Origin of the sequence: Streptomonospora nanhaiensis (assembly GCF_026642255.1) — a bacterium.
Lineage (GTDB): Bacteria > Actinomycetota > Actinomycetes > Streptosporangiales > Streptosporangiaceae > Nocardiopsis > Nocardiopsis tropica.
Genome location: NZ_CP113264.1, coordinates 5,057,193 through 5,075,832, shown reverse-complemented (window position 1 = coordinate 5,075,832; position 18,640 = coordinate 5,057,193). Strand labels below are relative to the sequence as shown.

At 74.5% G+C, this 18,640-nt stretch carries 18 protein-coding genes; 5 read left to right on the top strand and 13 right to left on the bottom strand.

Annotation, left to right across the window (positions count from 1 at the left end):
- Positions 1–61 precede the first annotated feature (61 nt).
- The 5 genes from yicI to OUQ99_RS21955 form a co-directional block, all read right to left on the bottom strand.
- On the bottom strand, positions 62–2,404 hold the full coding sequence (yicI, locus tag OUQ99_RS21975) for an alpha-xylosidase (RefSeq protein WP_267945688.1): 2,343 nt from the start codon (positions 2,402–2,404) through the stop codon (positions 62–64).
- A 55-nt stretch (positions 2,405–2,459) separates the two neighbouring features.
- Positions 2,460–3,377 carry a carbohydrate ABC transporter permease gene (locus tag OUQ99_RS21970; protein WP_267945687.1) on the bottom strand — a complete coding sequence of 306 codons (918 nt, stop codon included), beginning with the start codon at positions 3,375–3,377 and terminating at the stop codon, positions 2,460–2,462.
- A complete protein-coding gene (locus OUQ99_RS21965; RefSeq protein WP_267945686.1) occupies positions 3,374–4,276 on the bottom strand; it encodes a carbohydrate ABC transporter permease in 903 nt (300 codons plus the stop codon). The genes OUQ99_RS21970 and OUQ99_RS21965 overlap by 4 nt, the downstream gene beginning before the upstream one ends.
- Positions 4,273–5,529 (bottom strand): sugar ABC transporter substrate-binding protein, encoded by a 1,257-nt coding sequence (locus OUQ99_RS21960; protein WP_267945685.1) that lies wholly within the window; start codon positions 5,527–5,529, stop codon positions 4,273–4,275. Before OUQ99_RS21960 ends, OUQ99_RS21965 begins: the two co-directional genes overlap by 4 nt.
- 425 nt (positions 5,530–5,954) lie before the next feature.
- Complete coding sequence (locus OUQ99_RS21955; protein WP_267945684.1) at positions 5,955–6,386, bottom strand: PPOX class F420-dependent oxidoreductase; 432 nt, start codon at positions 6,384–6,386, stop codon at positions 5,955–5,957.
- A gap of 174 nt (positions 6,387–6,560) precedes the next feature.
- On the opposite strand from OUQ99_RS21955, the gene OUQ99_RS21950 reads away from it, so the two are divergent.
- Complete coding sequence (locus tag OUQ99_RS21950; RefSeq protein ID WP_267945683.1) at positions 6,561–6,929, top strand: VOC family protein; 369 nt, start codon at positions 6,561–6,563, stop codon at positions 6,927–6,929.
- A gap of 18 nt (positions 6,930–6,947) precedes the next feature.
- On the opposite strand, the gene OUQ99_RS21945 is transcribed toward OUQ99_RS21950, so the two are convergent.
- On the bottom strand, positions 6,948–7,619 hold the full coding sequence (locus OUQ99_RS21945; protein ID WP_267945682.1) for a TetR/AcrR family transcriptional regulator: 672 nt from the start codon (positions 7,617–7,619) through the stop codon (positions 6,948–6,950).
- Positions 7,620–7,730: 111 nt separating this feature from the next.
- Here OUQ99_RS21945 and OUQ99_RS21940 point away from each other — a divergent pair, with 111 nt between their 5' ends.
- Positions 7,731–8,657, top strand: coding sequence for a zinc-binding dehydrogenase (locus OUQ99_RS21940; RefSeq protein WP_267945681.1), 927 nt, complete (start codon positions 7,731–7,733; stop codon positions 8,655–8,657).
- 51 nt (positions 8,658–8,708) lie between these two features.
- Here the strand turns inward: OUQ99_RS21940 and OUQ99_RS21935 are convergent, their stop codons facing one another.
- Entirely contained in the window at positions 8,709–9,188 is a 480-nt protein-coding gene (locus OUQ99_RS21935; RefSeq protein ID WP_267945680.1) for an SRPBCC family protein, read from the bottom strand.
- Entirely contained in the window at positions 9,185–9,514 is a 330-nt protein-coding gene (locus tag OUQ99_RS21930) for an ArsR/SmtB family transcription factor (protein WP_267945679.1), read from the bottom strand. Before OUQ99_RS21930 ends, OUQ99_RS21935 begins: the two co-directional genes overlap by 4 nt.
- Before the next feature lie 319 nt (positions 9,515–9,833).
- Here OUQ99_RS21930 and OUQ99_RS21925 point away from each other — a divergent pair, with 319 nt between their 5' ends.
- Both OUQ99_RS21925 and OUQ99_RS21920 read left to right on the top strand, forming a co-directional pair.
- Complete coding sequence (locus OUQ99_RS21925; protein WP_267945678.1) at positions 9,834–10,841, top strand: glutathione S-transferase family protein; 1,008 nt, start codon at positions 9,834–9,836, stop codon at positions 10,839–10,841.
- Entirely contained in the window at positions 10,838–12,055 is a 1,218-nt protein-coding gene (locus tag OUQ99_RS21920; RefSeq protein ID WP_267945677.1) for a saccharopine dehydrogenase family protein, read from the top strand. The genes OUQ99_RS21925 and OUQ99_RS21920 overlap by 4 nt, the downstream gene beginning before the upstream one ends.
- Positions 12,056–12,166: 111 nt before the next feature.
- Here the strand turns inward: OUQ99_RS21920 and OUQ99_RS21915 are convergent, their stop codons facing one another.
- The gene (locus OUQ99_RS21915) at positions 12,167–13,066 is read right to left on the bottom strand and encodes a LysR family transcriptional regulator (protein WP_267945676.1); all 900 of its coding nucleotides are present in this window, start codon (positions 13,064–13,066) and stop codon (positions 12,167–12,169) included.
- Between the two features lie 110 nt (positions 13,067–13,176).
- Between OUQ99_RS21915 and OUQ99_RS21910 the strand changes: the two genes are divergently transcribed.
- Entirely contained in the window at positions 13,177–14,148 is a 972-nt protein-coding gene (locus OUQ99_RS21910) for an EamA family transporter (protein ID WP_267945675.1), read from the top strand.
- On the opposite strand, the gene OUQ99_RS21905 is transcribed toward OUQ99_RS21910, so the two are convergent.
- The 4 genes from OUQ99_RS21905 to OUQ99_RS21890 form a co-directional block, all read right to left on the bottom strand.
- Entirely contained in the window at positions 14,145–15,437 is a 1,293-nt protein-coding gene (locus tag OUQ99_RS21905; RefSeq protein ID WP_267945674.1) for an FAD-dependent oxidoreductase, read from the bottom strand. The two genes, OUQ99_RS21910 and OUQ99_RS21905, sit on opposite strands and share 4 nt — an antisense overlap.
- A gap of 135 nt (positions 15,438–15,572) precedes the next feature.
- On the bottom strand, positions 15,573–16,397 hold the full coding sequence (locus tag OUQ99_RS21900; RefSeq protein ID WP_431061435.1) for a TetR/AcrR family transcriptional regulator: 825 nt from the start codon (positions 16,395–16,397) through the stop codon (positions 15,573–15,575).
- A gap of 116 nt (positions 16,398–16,513) precedes the next feature.
- The gene (locus tag OUQ99_RS21895) at positions 16,514–17,338 is read right to left on the bottom strand and encodes a class I SAM-dependent methyltransferase (RefSeq protein ID WP_267945672.1); all 825 of its coding nucleotides are present in this window, start codon (positions 17,336–17,338) and stop codon (positions 16,514–16,516) included.
- Positions 17,335–18,633, bottom strand: a complete 1,299-nt coding sequence (locus tag OUQ99_RS21890) for an aspartate aminotransferase family protein (protein WP_267945671.1) — start codon at positions 18,631–18,633, stop codon at positions 17,335–17,337. The genes OUQ99_RS21895 and OUQ99_RS21890 overlap by 4 nt, the downstream gene beginning before the upstream one ends.
- Positions 18,634–18,640 lie beyond the last annotated feature (7 nt).

Here is an 18,640-nt window from a genome sequence, read left to right as displayed (position 1 = left end):
AGGCCCCGCGCGCCGCGGCCCGGGGAGGACCGGAGCCGGTCCTCCCCGGGCCGTCCCCCGGTCAGGGCAGGCGCAGGCTCAGGCCCGTCGCGCCCGCGGGGGCCGACGCCAGGGTGCCGCCGTCCCCGTCGGCGGCCTCGGTGGACCGGTCGGCGGGGACGGCTCCGGGCGCGCCCACCAGGAGGACCCTCCACCCCCGGGCCGGAGCCGGGTCGGCCTCCACGGTGACCACGTCCTCCGAGCGCGAGACCCGGAAGACGGCGGCGTCGGAGCCGTCGGCGGCCGGCACGGTCACGACGGTCGGACCGGCGGCCGGCGCGGCCGGGGCCCCGGCCCCGTACACGCGCAGGGTCAGGCCGTCCGTGTAGTCGTAGTCGGGGCGGTCGTCCACCGCGCCGACAGGCAGGACCGCGTCCGGCCGCACCAGCAGCGGCAGGGAGTCGAAGCCGTGCACCTCGCGGCGCCACCCCGGGCCCCGCACGGTCTCCCCCGTGAGCAGGTGGGTCCACACCCCCTCGGGCACGTAGTACTCGACGGAGCCGTCGGGGCTCAGCACGGGGGCGACGAGCAGGTCGCCGCCCAGCATGTACTGCGTGTCCAGGTGGTGGCAGGTCGGGTCCTCGGGGAACTCCAGCACCATCGCGCGCATCACGGGCGTGCCCCGCCGGTGGGCCTGGACGGCGGCCCCGAACAGGTAGGGCATGAGCTCGCACTTCAGCCGGGTGAACGCGCGGGCCACGTCGGTCGACTCCTCGTCGAACTCCCACGGGACCCGGTAGGAGCGGCTGCCGTGCAGCCTGCTGTGCGAGGAGAGCAGGCCGAACGCGAGCCAGCGCTTGAACAGCCCCGGGTCCGGGGTGCCCTCGAAGCCGCCGATGTCGTGGCTCCAGAAGCCGAAGCCCGACAGCCCCAGCGACAGTCCTCCGCGCAGGCTCTCCGCGACGGCCTCGAACGTCGAGGCGCAGTCCCCGCCCCAGTGCACGGGGAAGCTCTGGCCGCCCGCCGTCGCGGAGCGCGCGAAGAGGACCGCCTCGCCCTCGCCCCGTTCACGCAGCAGCAGGTCGAACACCGTTGCGTTGTACAACTGCGTGTAGTAGTTGTGCATGCCGTGCGGGTCGGAGCCGTCCGACCACACGACGTCGGTCGGCACCCGTTCGCCGAAGTCGGTCTTGAAGCAGTCCACGCCCATGTCCAGCAGGGGCTTGAGCTTGCCGGCGTACCACTCCCGGGCGGCCGGGGACGTGAAGTCGACCAGCGCCATCCCGGCCTGCCACATGTCCCACTGCCACACCGTTCCGTCCGGCCGCCGGACCAGGTGCCCCAGTCGGGAGCCCTCCTCGAACAGCGCCGACCGCTGGGCGATGTAGGGGTTGATCCAGACCGAGGTCCGCAGCCCCTTGGCCTTGAGCCGGGAGAGCATCCCCACGGGGTCCGGGAAGACCTCCGGGTCCCAGACGAAGTCGCACCAGTGGAACTCGCGCATCCAGAAGCAGTCGAAGTGGAACACGCTCAGGGGCACGCCCCGGTCCGCCATGCCGTCGACGAACCGGTTCACCGTGTCCTCGTCGTAGGAGGTGGTGAACGACGTGGACAGCCACAGCCCGAAGGACCACTGCGGGGGCAGGGCGGGGCGGCCGGTGAGCGCGGTGTACCGGTCCAGCACCTCCTTGGGGTCCGCCCCGTGGACGACGTAGTACGTCAGGGCGTGGTCCTCGACGCTGAACTGCACGCGGCCCACCGACTCCGAGCCGACCTCGAACGACACCGGTCCGGAGTGCGCGACGAACACGCCGTAGTTGCGGTTGGTCATGTAGAACGGGACGTTCTTGTAGGCCTGCTCGCTGTTCGTGCCGCCGTCGGCCTGCCAGATGTCCACGGTCTGGCCGTTGCGCACGAACGGGGTGAACCGCTCGCCCATGCCGTACACGAGCTCGCGGATCCCCAGGGAGAGCTGTCCGAGCATGTGGTGGGCGCCGTCCGCGTCCTCGACGAAGCCGGTCCCCTTCGCGTCGACGCCGGTCAGCGCGGCGCCGTCGGCGCTGAACTCCATCCGCCACGGGCCGTCGGTGCCCACCGTCAGCGAGAGCGCCCCGCTGGTCAGCTCGACGGTGGAGCCGTCGCGCCGGACCGAGGCGGCGCCGGGTGCGCCCCGGACGTCGAACTCGGGCGTGGGCCGCACCGAGCCCGCCAGGTGGGTGGTCCGGACGCCGATCACGCCGGGGGCCGGGGACCAGCAGTCCACCGTCACCAGCGCCGTGTTGAGCGTGTCCCCTCGGTGGCCGATCGGGCGCACCGGCGCGTAGAGGGTGAAGCGGTCCCCGTCCACGCGGACGTCGCGGACCTCGCGCGCGTAGTGGGCGCGCACGCCCTCCCTCATCTGCCAGAAGCCGTCGGTGAACTTCATGGGCGGACTGCCCCTCTCGTCTTGGTGTCGGTTCGCCGGCGGTACCGACGACGGGTCACTTGAGTGCTCCGCTGGAGATCCCGGCCGCCACGTACCTCTGCGCGACGACGAGCAGCACCGCGGCGGGGACGGAGGAGAGGACGGCCGCGGCCATCACGGCGCCCCAGTCGCCGACGTGCGCGCCGATGTACTCGTAGATGCCGAGCGTCACGGGCTTCACGGCGTCGGTCGTGTTCAGGGTCAGCGCGAAGAGGAAGTCCGACCACGCGAACAGGAAGGTGAACAGCCCGGCGGTGATCAGCGCGTTGCGGCTCATGGGCAGCACGATCGAGACGAGGACGCGCAGCCGCCCGCCGCCGTCGATCATCCCGGCCTCGATCACCTCCTCGGGGATGGACACCATGAAGGCGCGCAGCAGGACGATGGAGAAGGGCAGGCCCAGGGACGCGTCCGCCAGGATCAGCCCCAGGTAGGAGTTGACCAGTCCCAGGCCGACGTAGGCGTTGTAGAGCGCGTTGGCGACGACGATGCCCGGGACCATCTGGGTGATGAGGGTCGCGAACACGATCGTGTCGGCGCCGCGCAGCCGGAAGCGGGCCAGGGCGTAGGCCGCCGGGGCGGCCACGGTGAGGCAGACCGCCACCGAGCCGAGCGCCACCAGGACGGAGGTGAGCAGGTTGCCCGCCTGCGACTCCCACGCCCGCTGGAAGTTGCCGAGGTCGAGCGAGCGGGGGAACCACGGGAGGCCGGCCGCCGAGGCGCCCGGCTGGAGCGCGGTGTTGACCATCCAGTACAGGGGGAAGAGCAGGACCGCCAGGACGAGGACCCCGACCACGAGGCTCACGGCGTCGCCGCGCGCCTTGCGGGTGGTCCGCGGCCGGCGCCGGGGGGAGCCCCCCGGCGCCCGCTGCCGCCGGGTCGTGGCGCCCGGGGGGCGGGCCGCGTCCCCGGTACCGCTGCGCAGTGCGCTCATCGGTTGACACCTCCGCGGTTGGCGCGCAGATAGACCGCCGCGAAGACCATGCTGAGGACGATCAGGACGTTGCCGACGACGGCGCCCTGGCCGAAGTCGAGCCGGAGGAACGACAGCTGGTAGGTGAGGGTGCCCAGCGTCTCGGTGGAGTGCGCCGGCCCCCCGTTGGTGAGTGCCAGGACCAGGTCCAGGATCTTCACGGTGGACATGAAGCCCAGCACCAGCACCACGGTCACGACGGGCCGCAGCAGGGGCAGCGTCACGGAGAAGAAGGACCGGAACGGGCCCGCGCCGTCCAGGACGGCGGCCTCGCGCAGTTCGGCGGGGATCTCCTGGAGGCCGCCGTAGAGGATCACCATGTTGAAGGGGACCCCGATCCAGATGTTGACGAGGACGACCGACAGGAGCGCCTGGTCGGGACTGCTCAGCCAGGGGACGGCAGACGAGGTGAGGTGGAGTGCCTGGAGCGCCTCGTTCAGCACGCCGGTCTCCTGGTCCAGGACGCGGCGCCACACGGTGCCCGCCACCACCATGGGGATCAGCCACGGCAGGAGGAGCAGGGAGCGCATGACCCCCGAGAGCGGGAACCGGCGGCTGAAGAAGAGGGCGAGCGCCATGCCGATGCCGAACTGCCCGGCCAGGGAGCCGACAGTGAACAGGAGGGTCCGCCACAGCGAGGCGCCGAACAGCTCGTCGGAGAAGACGGTCCGCCAGTTCTCGAGGCCGTTGAAGGGCGCCTCGCCCGTGAAGTAGGTGGAGAACGTGTAGTCCTGGAAGCTCATCACCACGTTGCGGACCAGCGGGTACCCGAAGAACAGCAGCATGTACGCCAGTGCGGGGGCCACGAACAGCCACGGTGTGAGGGCGCGCCGCCGCGGCGCGGGGGTCCGTGTCCTCATGGCCGTCCGCCCGTCTGCGACTCGACCTGCTCCTGGGCCCTCTCCATGGCGTCCTGCGGACTCGCCCGGCCGGTGAGGGCCGCTTGCAGTGCGGTGCCGATGGCCTGGGAGTAGGTGTTCCACTCGGTGCCGACGTGCTCGGTCCTGCTGCGCGCGGTGGACACCTGGTCGACGAAGGGGGAGAGCTCCGGGACCTCGTCGCGGTACCGCTCCGCCGCCCAGGGGTCCAGGGGCACGTTGCTGCCCTTGGTGGACCAGTCCAGCTGAGCCTCCGGCGTGGTCAGGCAGGCCACGAGTTCGGCGGCGACCTGCTCGCGGCCGGGGTCGGCGGCGTTGACCGGCACGGTGTACGCCTCGCCGCCGATGGGGGCGACGGAGGTGTCCCCCTCCGCGGGGACGGGGATCTCCGCCACCGCCCACGCGCGCTCGGGGTGCTCGCGCAGGACCGGCATCTGCCAGGGGCCGTTCACCATCATGGCGGCGTTGCCCGCGATGAACTGGTCGTTGGCGTCGGCCTGGGTCCAGTTGACGACAGACGGAGACACCGACCCCTCCTCGACCAGCGAGACGACGTACTCCAGCGCCTCCACCGACGCGGGGGAGTCGAGCTCCCGCTCGTCGCCGCCGTTGGACCACAGCCACGGCAGGAACTGGTAGACGCCGTCCTCGGTGGCGAGGGCGCTGATGGCGAGGCCGTAGCGGTCGCCCTCGGTCAGGGCGGCGGCGGCCGTCCGCAGCTCCTCCCAGGTCGCCGGCGGTTCGATCCCCTCCCGCGCCAGGAGGTCGGCGTCGTAGAAGAGGCCGATCGAGTTCACCGACCGGGCCGCGCCGTAGTACACGCCCTCGTAGCTGCCGAAGGCGAGCGCGCTCTCGGTCAGCCCGTCCGTGGGCAGGCCGAGCCGCTCCAGGGGGACCAGGCCGCCGGCCTCCGCGAACTGGGGCAGGTCCGAGCCGTCGAGGGAGATGACGTCGGGGAGGGAGTCGGAGGAGGCCATCCTCAGGGCCTTGGGGACGAGCTGGTCGGCGGGCACGCTGAGCTGGTGCACCTCCACGCCCGCCCGGTCGCCGCAGGCGTCCATGACCTCCTGGTCCCAGGAGTGGTAGGGCTCGTCGGTGCCCGAGTTCATGATCGTGTACACGTTCGGGTCGCGCTCGGCCGCGCAGCCGACGAGGGTCAGGGCCATCGCCGCCGAGCAGGCGGCCGCGCGGACGCGGCGGTGCCGGGGCGGTGGCGGAGGGTGGTGTGGGTGCATCGGGGCCCTCTTCGGCGGGGGGTGGGCGGTGCGGTCGCGCCGTGGCGCGGGCCGCGGGGGGTGTCGCCGTCGGCCCGGTGATCGGATCACCGGGCCGGGTCGGGCGGGGTCGTCGGAGGGCGGGGAGGCTCGGTCTGCGGAGGACCCCGCCACCCGGGGGGTCGCCGTCGTAGGAACTCGTCAGCCGGAGTCGAATCGATTCGACACCGGGGTGCAAGGGTGTGTCGAAGCGCTTCGACAGCAGCCCCATCGTAGGAACCCCGCCCTGGTGTGACAAGACCCCCTCGTCCCGTATCTCCTCCGGGGCGAGGGGGTCGCGGCGCGGGGCCGGGGCGGGCGGTCGGCCCGGACGGAGGGGCCCGCCGCCCGGCGGGCCCCTCCTCCTGCGGCTCCCGACCGTCGCGGAGCGGTCGTCCCCGGCGGCCTCAGCGCAGGCTGGCGCCGTACACGTGGTCGACCGTCATGGTCATCAGCACCCTGCGCTCGGAGACCATCACCGCCCGGTACTCGTCCCAGTCCGGGTGCTCGCCGGCGGCGAGGCGGTAGTAGCCGACCAGCGCCTCGACCTCGGGGCCCTCGGGGTCCGTGCCCGGGCCGGTCAGGGAGGCCACGCCCTCGGCGGTGGCCCACGCGCGGCCGTCCCCGCTGGTCACCTCCAGCGTGGCGCGGGGGTCCCGGCGGAGGTTGGCCGTCTTGGCGCGCCCCTCCGTGACCGAGACGTGGATGACGCCCGCCTCCCGGTCGTAGAAGGGCATGACGGGCGAGAGCTGGGGGCGGCCGTCCGCCTTGATGGTCGCGAGGACGCCGAGCCGGCTCTCCGCGAGCAGGGTGCGGGGATCGAACGTTGTGGCTGTCATGCCCGGAGCCTAACCGGGCACGGGCGGCCGTCGCCGTAGGACGTGCGGACGGGGGAAGGGCGGCGGGGGTCGCCGCGCGGGGCCTGCGTGACGCGGAGCCGGCTCCGGCGTAGGGTGTGCGGCACCGAACGGCCGGGCACCGTCCGGCCGCCGCCACCACCCCTGGAGGCAGGTATGCGCCTGGTCTGCGTGCTCGACGCCAACGACCTCGAGGAAACGGCCCGGTTCTGGTGCGGGGCCCTCGGCTTCGTGCGGGAGGAGACCCGGCGGCACCCCTCCTACCTCGCCCTCCTGGACCCCGGTGGGCGGTGGCCGGACCTGCTGCTCCAGAAGGTGCCCGAACCCTCCCGGGGCAAGAACCGCATGCACCTGGACATGGTCGTGCCCGACCTGGAGGCCGAGGCGGAGAGGGTGGTCCGGCTGGGCGCCCGGAGGGTGCGTCCGACCTTCGAGGAGGCGGGGGACCTCATCGCGGTCCTGGCCGACCCCGAGGGCAACGAGTTCTGCCTGGTCCAGCAGCTCGAAGGAGCGCGGGAGGCGTAGGCGGGGCCCCGTCCGCGGCTACGCGGGCCGCGGGCCGTAGGCGATCCCGGGGAGGCCGGGCAGGACGGCGAACGCCGCGCGCAGGCGGCGCGCGAGGTCGTCGGCGCCGGGCGTTCCGGCCTGGGTCCCCCAGTCGCCCAGCGCCTGGTTGAAGGACGCGACGAGCATGTCGAGCGCCAGCCGCGCCCCCAGGTCGTCCGGGGCGGGGAGCTCGAGCCGCCGGTACAGGATCGCCATGGCCGAGCGGGTCGTGCGGTCGCAGAAGTGGCGGGCCTGCGCGTCCATCGACGGCGTCCGCTCGGCCAGTCTCTGGCTGAGCAGGAGCTGCCGCGTCCATCCTTCGTCGCCCGTCCGGTCGAGGGCGGCCAGGAGCCCGTCCTGGAGGAACTCCAGGAGCGTCGAGTCCCCGGGGGAACGGGTCTCCAGCTCGCCGAGGCAGGCCGTCCACAGGTCCCGGCCGGGGGCCAGGGCCACGTCCTCCTTGCTGGTGAAGTTCCGGAAGAACGTGCGCTCGGAGACCTCGACGGCCTCGCACAGGTCGTGGAGCGTCGCGCCGTCGAAGCCGTGTTCGGTGAACAGCTCCAGGGCCGTGGTGACCAGCCGCTGCCGGGTGAGGAGCTTCTTGCGTTCGCGCAGGGACAGGGACGGCCGCGGTGAAGAGGGGGACGAAGGGGACGTAGCGGTCGACATGGCGGTCAGCCTAGCATGCGCTTCACAGGTAAATGCTGGTTGACGGCTTATGCCTATCACCGGCACTATTGTGGCCGTTGCCCTGTTCATCGCTCGGAAGGCGGACCTCCCATGCGCGCACTGCTCGTCGACCACTCGGTTCACGGAGGGCTGCGGCTCGGCCGGGTCCCCGACCCCCGTCCGGAGCCGCACCAGGCGCTGGTCCGCGTGACGGCGACCTCCCTCAACCACGGCGAGGTCTCCGGCATCCGGAAGGCGCCGGAGGGGGCCGTGCTCGGCTGGGACGCCGCCGGGGCGGTGGAGCGGGCGGCCGCCGACGGCTCGGGGCCTCCCGCCGGCACCCCCGTGGTGACCCTCGGCGCGGACGGGGCGTGGGCCGAACTGCGCGCCGTGGACACCGCGATGGTCGGAACCGTCCCGGCGGGGGCCGACCCCGGGGCGATCAGCACCGTTCCCGTCGCGGGTGCCAGCGCGCTGCGCGCCCTGCACCGCATCGGTCCGATCCTGGCCAAGCGGGTGCTGGTCACCGGGGCCTCGGGCGGAGTCGGCCGCTACGCCGTCCAGCTGGCCAGGCGGGGCGGGGCCCACGTGATCGCGTCCACGGGAGCGCCCGCACGCCACGGCGACGGCCTGCGCGCCCTGGGCGCGCACGAGGTCGTCGCCTCCCCCGACCGGGTCGCCGAGCCGGTGGACGGGGTGGTGGAGCTGGTCGGCGGCCGACAGCTGGTGGACGCCTACGGCCTCCTGGCGCCGCACGGAACCCTCGTCGCCGTGGGCCACGCGGCCGCGGAGGGGGAGGAGTTCCCCTACGGTGCGCTGATCGGCGACGGCGGACGCCACGACCGCTCGCTCGTCACCTTCTTCCTCCCCTCCGCCCCCGGGCTCGCCGCCGACCTGACGTGGCTCGCGGCCCGGGTGGCCGCGGGCGAACTCGACCCGCAGACGTCCTGGCGCGGCGGCTGGGGCCGGGCCGCGGAGGCGGTCGAGCTCCTGCTGGGCAGGCAGCTGCACGGCAAGGCGGTCCTGGACCTGCTCTGAGGGCCCGCCCGTCCCGGATCGGCCGGGGCGGGCGGCGCGGCCCTTCCCGGCTCACCCGGCGGCGAACAGCTGCCTGTAGTGCGCGACGAGCTCCTCGTCCGGTCCGGTCCCCTGCGGGGCGGGCCGCCCGCCGAGGGCCGCGGCGAGACCCTCCAGGCACGTGTCCCACCCCGCGGCCGTGTTCGCCGTCCACTCCGGGTCGACGACGGTGTTGGACAGCCGCAGCACGCACCCGTCCCCGTCCTCCTCCAGGGTCCAGCGCAAGTCCTCCCCGGCCCAGTGGAACGCCAGGGTGCGCGGCGGGTCGAACTCCGTGACGGGCGCGGTCTCCGGCTCCTCCCCGGGGAAGGTCAGCGTGAGGGCCCCGCCCTCGCGCGCGTCGATCTCCACCCGGCACGGGAACCAGCGGCTCAGGGCCTCGCCGGTCGTCAGGGCGGCCCAGACGGCCGACCGGGGGTGCGGGTAGCGGCGCGTGAAGTGCAGGACGGGAGAGCCCGGCGTGCTCGTGTCGACGCGGACGTGCGTGGTCATCGCGGTGGCCCTTCGTGCGTACGGGTGGAGTCGAGGTGGTCGCCCAGGTCCTGGAGCCTGTCGGTCCAGAAGGCGCGGTACGGGTCCAGCCAGGCGTCCACGCCGCGCAGTCCCTCCGCCCGCAGGCGGTAGCGCCGCCCCTGGCGCTCGGCGCTCTCGGAGACGAGCCCCGCGGTGCGCAGGACGCGCAGGTGCTTGGAGACGTTGGGCTGCGACATGCCCAGGGCGGCGACCAGGTCCTTGACCAGCAGTCCCTCGCTCTCGCGCAGCGCGTCCAGGATGCGGCGGCGGCTGGGTTCGGCGAGAACGGAGAAGAGGTCGGGCATGCGATCAGTATGCCTCCTCGGTTATATGCCCGTCAAGGCATGAATGTGTTGCCGACTTCCGGTCAGGGGAGGGGAACGGAGCCGCCGCGGGCGCGGAGCAGCAGTTCCCGGCCCGCGTGCCGACCGGCTCCGCGCGCGGGGAGCGCCGTCGTCCACGAGACCGACGACGACGTCGGGCGACCGGCTCCGCGCGCGGGGAGCGCCGGGCGGGCGCGGCCGGGGGCGTGCCGGTCCCCGGCGCCCGCCGTGCCGGGAACGGCGGGCCGCGGGCGGATACGATGCGGCTCCGACCGTGACAGCGCGTCCGAGAGGAGCCGGGATGAGGGCCAACAGGATTCCGACCGAGGAGATCAGGCGGGAGCCGGCGGCGTTCGACGACAGGGTCACCGCGGACGGCCGGTTCGGCCGGGCCGCCGAGCCCGGACGCTTCCGGCTGGTGGTCAGCCGGGCCTGTCCCTGGGCGCACCGGGTCGTCGTCACGCGGCGGCTCATGGGCCTGGAGGGAGCGGTCTCCCTCGCCGTCACCGACCCCCGGCAGGAGGACATCGACGGGGACCCGCACTGGGTGTTCACCGAGGAGACCGGCAGCCCCGGGGACAGGGACCCCGTCCTCGGCATCCACGCCCTGCGCGAGGCCTACCTCGCACGCGACCCGCACTACGACGGCGGTGTCAGCGTTCCCGGCCTGGTCGACGTGGACAACGGGCACCTGGTCTCCAACGACTACGACCGGCTCTCCCTGGACATGGCCACCGAGTGGGGCGGCCTCGTCCGGGACGGGGCGCCGGACCTGTACCCCGCGCCGCTGCGCGACGAGATCGAGGCCCTGGGCGCGGACGTCTACCGGGACCTCAACAACGGCGTCTACCGCGCGGGCTTCGCACCGGACCAGGCGCACTACGACGCCGCGGTCGCCGGGGTCTTCGCCCGCCTCGACGCCCTGGAGGAGCGTCTCGCCGCCCGGCGCTACCTCGTCGGCGACACCGTCACGATGGCCGACATCAGGCTGTTCACGACCCTGGTCCGGTTCGACTCCGTGTACCACGGCCACTTCAAGTGCAACATCAGGAAGCTGGCCGAGTACCCGGCGCTGTGGGCCTACGCCCGCGACCTGTTCCAGACGCCGGGCTTCGGGGACACCACCGACCACGACCACATCCGCATCCACTACTACTACGTGCACACGGGCATCAACCCGACCAGGATCATCGCCGCGGGTCCCGATCCGCGGGGCTGGCTCACCGCCCACCACCGCGAGGAACTCGGCGGGAGCCCCTTCGGCGCGGGGACCGCGCCGGGCCCGGTGCCCGAGGGCGAGCGCGTATGACCGCCGCCGGCGGAGGAGCCGCGGGCCCCGGCGGCCCCCGCCCGCGCAGGTACGACCTGGTCCTGTTCGGGGCCACCGGGTTCACCGGCGGGCTCACCGCCGAGTACCTGGCCCGGCACGCGCCGTCCGGGACCCGGTGGGCGCTCGCGGGGCGCGACGAGGGCCGGCTCGCCGCCGTGAGGGAGCGGCTGGCGCGGACCGACCCCGCGCCGGCGGGCCTGGACCTGCTCGTCGCGGACTCGGGAGACCCGGTGTCGCTGAGGGCGGTGGCCGAGGCGTCGCGGGTGGTCGCGACGACGGTCGGGCCCTACATCCGCCACGGCGACGGGCTCGTCGCGGCGTGCGCGCGGGCGGGGACGGACTACGTCGACCTGTGCGGCGAACCCGAGTTCGTCGACCGCACCTACCTGCGCCGGCACGCCGAGGCGGTCGACAGCGGGGCCCGGATCGTGCACAGCTGCGGTTTCGACTCCGTGCCCCACGACCTGGGCGCGTACTTCACCGTCGGCCTCCTCCCCGAGGGGGTCCCCCTCCGGGTGGAGGGGTTCGTCAGCGCCTCGGCCGCCGTGTCCGGGGGCACGTTCCACTCGGCGGTGACGGCGTTCTCGCGCCTGGGGGCGGGAGCCGCGGCCGCCCGGCGGCGCCGGGAGCGGGAGCGGTCGGAAGGGGACGGCGGCCGCAGGGTGCGCGGGCTGCCACCCGTGCCGCGCCGGGAGGGCAGGCTCGGCGTCTGGGCCCTGCCGCTGCCCACCGTCGACCCGCAGGTCGTCCTGCGCTCCGCCCGGGCGCTCGAACGCTACGGGCCGGACTTCTCCTACGGCCACTACGCGGCCGTCGGGAGGCTGCCGAGCGCGGTCGGGATCGCCGGGGGCGCCCTGGGCCTGGCGGCGCTCGCGCAGGTGCCGCCGGCGCGGGAGTGGCTGCTGAAGCGGATGGGGGCGGGCGAGGGGCCGTCGCCGGAACGGCGCGAGCGGTCGTGGTTCAGGGTGGTGTTCCTGGGCGAGGGCGGCGGCGAGCGGGTGGTCACGGAGGTGTCGGGGGGAGACCCGGGCTACGGGGAGACCGCGAGGATGCTCGCGGAGTCCGCGCTGTGCCTGGCCTTCGACGACCTCCCGCCAGTGGCGGGGCAGGTCACCACGGCCACCGCCATGGGGGACGCGCTGACGGCGCGGCTCCCGGACCTGGGGTTCCGGGTCCGGGCCCACTGGTCGTAGGGACGTGCGGTCCCGGAGCGCACGCGCGTCCGCGGCGGGGCCGCCGTGCGGGAACCGTGTCCGCGGGGCGGCGGGGGCCGTGTGTCCCGGAGGGGAGGCGCGACCGGACCCTCAGAGGGCGCGGGCGTGCTCGCGCAGGATCCGGACGGCCTCGGCGACGGCGGGGCGGCGCGAGGTCCCCGCGCGCCAGAGCACGGACACGCCGCGCACCGGGCAGGGGTCCAGCGGCTTGACCACGACCGTGCCGGGGAGGTCGCCGCGGCCCAGGCGGGGTACCAGGGCCACGCCCAGCCCGGCCCCGACCAGGGCGATCTGGGTCTGGTACTCGGCCACGAAATGGGCGAAGTCGGGCTCGGTGCCCACGGAGCGGAGCGTGCGCGTCAGCCAGTCGTGGCAGACGGTCCCCGGCGGCTGGCAGATCCAGCGGGCGTCCGCCACGTCCTCGCGGTGCAGGACCGCCCTGTCGGAGAGCGGGTGGTCGCGGGGCAGCAGGACATCGCACCTGTCCTCGCCGACGACCTCCCGGGACACCCCGTCGGGAACGGTCATCGGCGCGATGTCCCAGTCGTGGACCACGGCCAGGTCCACCGTGCCCTGGGCGACCATGTGCGGGGTGGCGTGGGGGTCCTCCTCGAACAGGCGCAGGTCGAGGGCGGGGTGGGTCGCCGCCAGTTCGGCCAGCACCCCGGGGAGCAGGCCCCGCGCGGCCGTCGAGAAGGCGGCCACGGTCAGCCGCCCGGTGGGCCTCCCGCGCTGCTCCTCCAGCGCCACCTCGGCCTCCTCCACGAGGGAGAGCACCCGGGCGGCCGTGCCCACGAGCGTCCCGGCGGCGTCGGTGAGCACGACCCCCCGCCCCCGGCGCTCCAGGAGTGTGGTCCCGGTCTCACGTTCGAGCTTGGCGATCTGCTGGGAGACCGCCGACGGGGTGTAGCCGAGCGCCTTGGCGGCGGAGCTGACGGAACCGTGGACGTGCACCGCATGCAGGGAGCGGAGCCTGGAGAGGTCGAGCACGGGAGCGTCCTCCGTCGGTCGGGCACCGTTGATCGTTCAGCACCGCTGAAGAGAAGTATGTAGGACATTTCGCTGGTGCTTAAACCAGGGGTCCCCCCATCATCGGTTCCATGCGTCCCCTTCACACGTTCCTCGCCGTCCTCGTCGCCCTGGTGTGGGGAGTCAACTTCGTCGTCATCGAGGTCGGCCTCGACCACTTCCCGCCGCTCCTGTTCTCCGCCCTGCGCTTCCTGGCGGCGGCCCTTCCCGCCGTCTTCTTCGTGCGCCGCCCCCGCGTGGCCCTGGGCTGGGTCGTCCTCGTGGGCCTGGTGCTGGGCGTGGCCAAGTTCGGACTGGTCTTCCTCGGCATGGACCTGGGCATGCCGGCCGGACTGGCGTCCCTGGTCCTCCAGGTCCAGGCGGTGTTCACGGCGGTCATCGCCGCGGTCCTCCTCGGGGAGAGGCCGGGCCCCGTCCGCTGCGCGGGGATGGCCGTCGCCCTGGGAGGGATCGGCGTCGCCGCCTACGACCAGGGAGCCACGGGGCCGGTGGCGGGCTTCGTGCTCGTCGTGGCCGCCGCCGTGTTCTGGGGGCTGTCCAACGTGCTGACCCGCAAGGCCGCGCCCCCCGACGCCCTGAGCTGGATGGTCTGGGTCAGCCTGGTGCCGCCGCTGCCGATGTTCGCCCTGTCGCTGCTGGTGGAAGGGCCAGAGGCGGGCCTGGCCGCGCTGAGGGGGCTGGACCCCGCCGGGGTGGGCGTGATCGTCTACGTCGCCTGGATCTCCACGCTCTTCGCGTTCGGGGTGTGGGGGTTCCTGCTCCGCCACTACGACGCCTCCACCGTGGCCCCCTTCTCGCTGCTGGTCCCGGTGTTCGGCATGTCCTCGGCCGCGCTTCTGCTCGGTGAGAGGGTCACCCCGCTGAGCCTGGTGGCGGCCGTGCTCCTGGTCGGCGGGGTCGCGCTCGCCTCGCTCGGCCGCCGGGGCGCCGGGCGCGGCGTCCCGCCGGTCCCCGGTGCGGCGGCGCCCCCCGCTCCTGCTCCTGCTCCCGGGGCGAAGGGCGAGCCGGACGGGCCCCGCCCGGTCCCCGTCCCGGGGGCCTAGCCGGTCACCGCGCCCGGCTCGGGCCGTTCCGGCGGGCGCCGGGCGAAGTCCGGTGCGTGCTCGGGGCGCAGGCCCACCCCGATGAGGCGCGCGGGCACGTACGCGAGCCGGGGCACGCGTGTCAGGAGCGCCAGCAGCGGCGCGGGCGGGCCCGGCCGCCTGCCGCGGATGATCGGCTCGACCATCCCGCGGTGCATCATCCGCTGCAGGAGCTGGACGCCGGCGGTCGGCAGGAGGCGGCGCCTGCGGACCGCCGCCAGGTCGCGGCCGGTGACCGACCGGTGCAGGAGCGGCCGGGCCAGCAGGGCGGCCGCGGCCACGGCGTCCTGCACGGCGAGGTTGATGCCCACGCCCCCGACCGGGGACATCGCGTGCGCCGCGTCGCCGATGCACAGCAGCCCGTCGGCGTGCCAGCGCCGCAGCCGGTCGAGCCGCACGTCCAGGTGCTTGACCTCGTCCATGGACCCCAGTGCCCCGACGCGGTCGGCCAGTTCCGGCATCAGTTCGGCGATGTCCTCCCGGAAGGCCGCGATCCCCCTCCCGCGCAGCGCGGCGTCGGTGCCCTTGCGCGCGATGTAGGCGAGTTGGAGGTAGCCCTCGCGCGGGATGACCAGGGCGAACCGGCCCCGGCCCGCCCGCGGCGTCAGGGCCCTGCCGTCCGCCGGATCCCCGGGCAGCCGGAACCACCAGGCGTCGATCCCCACGGGGAACCTCCGGGTCGGCAGGCGCGCCTCGCGGCGTGCGAGCGACCAGCGGCCGTCGCAGGCCACCGTCAGGTCGGCGCGCAGGACCCCGCCCCGGTCCGGGGCCCCGTCCTCCCCGGTGTCCCCCGGCCCTTCGGCGCGGGGCCGGTGGCGTACGCCGACGACCCGTCCGGCCTCGCGCACCAGACCGGTGGCCTCGGTGCTCATGCGGAGCGTGAACCCCGGTTCGTCCCGGCCGGCCTCGGCCAGCAGGTTCAGCAGGTCCCACTGCGGGACCATCGCGATGTAGGGGTGGCGCACCCGCAGGAGGCGGAAGTCCGCGACGGTCACCGTGCGTCCGCCGCCGACGGGGAACGCGGCCCCGCTCAGCCTGCTCTGCGGGAGCCGGGCGAACCGCTCGCCCAGCCCCAGTTCGTCCAGCAGGTCCATGGTGGAGGGGTGGACGGTGTCCCCGCGGAAGTCCCTCAGGAAGTCGGCGTGCTTCTCCAGCACCGTCACCTCGACGCCGGCGCGTGCCAGGAGCAGCCCCAGGACCATTCCGGCGGGGCCGCCGCCGATGATCGCGCAGGTCGTTCTGTCGTTCATCGGGACTCCCGGGAGGTCGTCGGGGCGGTCGGGCGGCGTGGGCCCGCCGGCGCGCCGCGGGCCGGCTCGGGCGGGGCGGCGGACGTGTCGGCGGTGACTGCGGTGGGCGGGCTGTGCATGGACGACTCCTCGGGATCAGTCGGTGCGCGGCTCCGGCGGGATCGCGGCGGCCCTGAGGAACGCGTCGGCGAACACCGCGCAGGTCTCCTCCGGGTCGGGGAAATCCGCGCCCGGCACGCCCCGGAGGGCGGGGCGCAGGATCGAGTGGACGGCGATCGGGCCGATCATCTGCTGCATGAGCAGGGGGACGGGCAGGTCGCGGATGCGGCCCGCGGCGACCTCCCCCGCGAGCCACGCGCCCAGTCCCGCGAGCATCCGCGGGAAGACGAGCCGGGAGACGAGGTCCGCGGCGGGGCCCTCGGGCCGGGCGAACACGTCGGCCAGGAGGGCGGGCAGCACACGCGGTTCCCGGCCGAGCCCGGCCGCCACCAGGCGGTAGATCCCGTGGACCCGCGTCCGGAGGTCCTCCCCGGGCCGGGCGACCGCCTCCTCCAGGTCGAGGATGGGGCTGTACCGCTCGAACACCGCCCGGAGGAGCCCGTCCCGGCCGCCGAAGGCCGCGTAGAGGCTGTGCACCGAGCACTCCGCGGACGCGGCGACCGCCTCCAGCGTGGCGGAGGCCAGGCCCTGTCCGCTGATCAGCCCCGCCGCGGCCTCGACGGCGCGCGCCCTGACCGGACGCCTTCCGCCGGGGTCGACGCCGGCGGCGCGCACCGCCTCGTCCAGGGCCCCGCGGGAGCCTCCGACGCGGCGCAGCAGGGTGCTGCGGGAGACGCCCGCCTCCTCCGCGATCGCGACCAGGGGCACGTCGGCCACATCCTTCCCCAGGTTCTCGGCGGCGCGGACCGCCGCGCCCACGAGGTCGTCCGGGACGGTGCTGCGTGTTGGTTCTGACATCATCTTCAAGGTAACCCGTAACCGAGTTTCAGACAAGGGGGCGGGAGCTCGAACCCGTCGCGCTCCCGCCCCGTGCCCCGTACCTCCTGCGCCTCGCGCTCCTCACGCGGTGCCGGGGGTCAACCGTCCGTCTCCGGCCTCCTCGCCGTCGCGAAGCGCGGGCGCTCCGTCCCAGGCGGGAGCCCGTCGGGGGTCTCCAGCGGTGCGAGCAGCGCGAAGAGCTCCCGGCGCAGTTCCTCCAGCAGGCCGGCGGGGAGGTGTTCGTAGAAGGACCGGATGCCGGTGGACCAGGTCCACTCCCACCACGCGGCGGTGTCGCGGAAGACGAACCGCGCGGTCTCCTCGCGGGCCCGGACGCCGGTGAACCCCGCCGCCTCCAACAGGGCTCCGGGGTCCACGCCGTAGATCCTCCGGCGGAAGACGGGGCTCCCGGAGCGTTCGGCGTAGGACCGGAAGACCTCCCGGACCTCCTCGACGTCGCCCGGCACCAGGGTCATGGACGGGACCGAGACCGCGCAGCGCCCTCCCGGCCTGAGCGCGCGGCGGAAGCCGTCCACCGCGGCCCCGGGGTCGGGCATGACGAACAGGGCGAAGGCGCACAGCACCACGTCGTAGGAGGACTCCGGGACCGTGAGGGCCTGGGCGTCCATCTGCGCGGCCCACGCGTTGGCCGTGCCGCCCGCCTCGATGTCCGCCGCGAGGTGCGCCACCATCGCGGGGGAGAGGTCGACGCCGTCGACCCTGCCCCCGGGGCCGACGCGCTCCGCGGCCGGGAACAGGCACGCGCCCCGGCCGGCGGCGACGTCGAGCACGCGCTCGCCGGGAGCGGGCGCCGCCAGGTCCACCAGAAGCCGTCCGAACGTCCGGAAGTAGGCGACGTGCGGGTCGTACCCGGGGGCGCACCTGTCGTACACCGAGACGTTCACCCGGGGAGGCCCGTTCACCGGACGCTCCTCGTGGCCGGGGCCTGTGCCAGGGACTCCTTCAGGACCGCGGCGATCGTGTCGATGTCCTCCTCGGTGTGGGCCGTGCTCAGGAACCAGGGCTCGTCGGGGTTGGGGTGGAAGTACACCCCGCGCCGCTGGCAGGCGGACTGCAGGGCGCGGTGTGCGGCGCGGTCCACCGCCGACGCCTCGTCCAGGAGGGCCATCGACAGCACGGAGCCGACCCGCTCGAACAGCACCGGCCTCCCGGCGGCGGTGGCCGCCTCGCGGACGCGGTCCTCGGCGTACGCGCCCAGGGCCTCCAGGTCGTCGTAGAGGTTCGGAGCGGAGCGGATCTTGGTCAGCGTGGCGGCGACGGCGCGCAGCGCGGCGTGGTTGCCCGCGTAGACGCCCGCGTGGAACGCCTCGTAGGTGGTGAGCGGTTCCATGGCCTCGCGGGACCCGCCGAAGGCCGCCACGGGGAAGCCCCCGCCCATCACCTTGGACAGCACGGTCAGGTCGGGGACGACGCCGTACCGCTCCTGGGCGCCTCCGCGTGCCACCCGGAACCCGGTGATCACCTCGTCGAAGACCAGCACCGCGCCCTTCTCCCGGGTGCGCAGCCTCAGCAGCTCCAGGAAGCCGGGGGCCGGGGGCACCACCCCGGCGTTGGCCAGGACCGGCTCGCAGAGGACCGCGCCCAGCGCACCGCCGTACTCGGCGAACACCCGCTCCACGGCGGCCGCGTCGTTCCAGGGGACCTGGATCGTGTGGTTCATCGCCTCGGGGATCATCCCCGCCGCGCCGGGCCGGGGGCGGTAGCCCTCGGCCCCCGGGGCGCGCAGCAGGGTCTCGCTCCAGCCGTGGTAGTGCCCCTCGAAGGTGAGGAGCAGGGTGCGGCCCGAGGTCGCGCGCGCCAGGCGCACCGCCGACATCAGCGCCTCGGTGCCGGAGTTGGCGAACCGCAGCTGCTCGACGCCGGGGACCAGTTCGGCCACCAGGCCCGCCGCCTCGCGGTCCAGGCGGTGCGGCAGCCCCGTGAGGTGCCCCCGCCCGAACTGGTCGGCGATCTGGTCGGTGACCTCCCGGTCGGCGTAGCCGAAGACGTGCGGTCCGTAGCCCATGTTGGCGTCGATCAGCTCGTTGCCCTCCACGTCGCGGATGCGGCAGCCGGACGCCGACTCCACGACGAGGGGCGTCACGACGCCCCTGGCCCGCATGTTGCTGCTGACCCCGCCCGCGACGACCGTGTGGATGCCGTCGTAGGCCGCCTTGTTGGAGGCCGGGGCCGTCGCGTTCGTGCTGGTGTCCGTCATCGGTGTC

Bases quoted from the DNA above. Each gene is read 5' to 3' on its own strand.
- yicI (WP_267945688.1), bottom strand. From the start codon at position 2,404: ATGAAGTTCACCGACGGCTTCTGGCAGATGAGGGAGGGCGTGCGCGCC.
- OUQ99_RS21970 (WP_267945687.1), bottom strand. From the start codon at position 3,377: ATGAGCGCACTGCGCAGCGGTACCGGGGACGCGGCCCGCCCCCCGGGC.
- OUQ99_RS21965 (WP_267945686.1), bottom strand. From the start codon at position 4,276: ATGAGGACACGGACCCCCGCGCCGCGGCGGCGCGCCCTCACACCGTGG.
- OUQ99_RS21960 (WP_267945685.1), bottom strand. From the start codon at position 5,529: ATGCACCCACACCACCCTCCGCCACCGCCCCGGCACCGCCGCGTCCGC.
- OUQ99_RS21955 (WP_267945684.1), bottom strand. From the start codon at position 6,386: ATGACAGCCACAACGTTCGATCCCCGCACCCTGCTCGCGGAGAGCCGG.
- OUQ99_RS21950 (WP_267945683.1), top strand. From the start codon at position 6,561: ATGCGCCTGGTCTGCGTGCTCGACGCCAACGACCTCGAGGAAACGGCC.
- OUQ99_RS21945 (WP_267945682.1), bottom strand. From the start codon at position 7,619: ATGTCGACCGCTACGTCCCCTTCGTCCCCCTCTTCACCGCGGCCGTCC.
- OUQ99_RS21940 (WP_267945681.1), top strand. From the start codon at position 7,731: ATGCGCGCACTGCTCGTCGACCACTCGGTTCACGGAGGGCTGCGGCTC.
- OUQ99_RS21935 (WP_267945680.1), bottom strand. From the start codon at position 9,188: ATGACCACGCACGTCCGCGTCGACACGAGCACGCCGGGCTCTCCCGTC.
- OUQ99_RS21930 (WP_267945679.1), bottom strand. From the start codon at position 9,514: ATGCCCGACCTCTTCTCCGTTCTCGCCGAACCCAGCCGCCGCCGCATC.
- OUQ99_RS21925 (WP_267945678.1), top strand. From the start codon at position 9,834: ATGAGGGCCAACAGGATTCCGACCGAGGAGATCAGGCGGGAGCCGGCG.
- OUQ99_RS21920 (WP_267945677.1), top strand. From the start codon at position 10,838: ATGACCGCCGCCGGCGGAGGAGCCGCGGGCCCCGGCGGCCCCCGCCCG.
- OUQ99_RS21910 (WP_267945675.1), top strand. From the start codon at position 13,177: ATGCGTCCCCTTCACACGTTCCTCGCCGTCCTCGTCGCCCTGGTGTGG.
- OUQ99_RS21905 (WP_267945674.1), bottom strand. From the start codon at position 15,437: ATGAACGACAGAACGACCTGCGCGATCATCGGCGGCGGCCCCGCCGGA.
- OUQ99_RS21900 (WP_431061435.1), bottom strand. From the start codon at position 16,397: ATGATGTCAGAACCAACACGCAGCACCGTCCCGGACGACCTCGTGGGC.
- OUQ99_RS21890 (WP_267945671.1), bottom strand. From the start codon at position 18,633: ATGACGGACACCAGCACGAACGCGACGGCCCCGGCCTCCAACAAGGCG.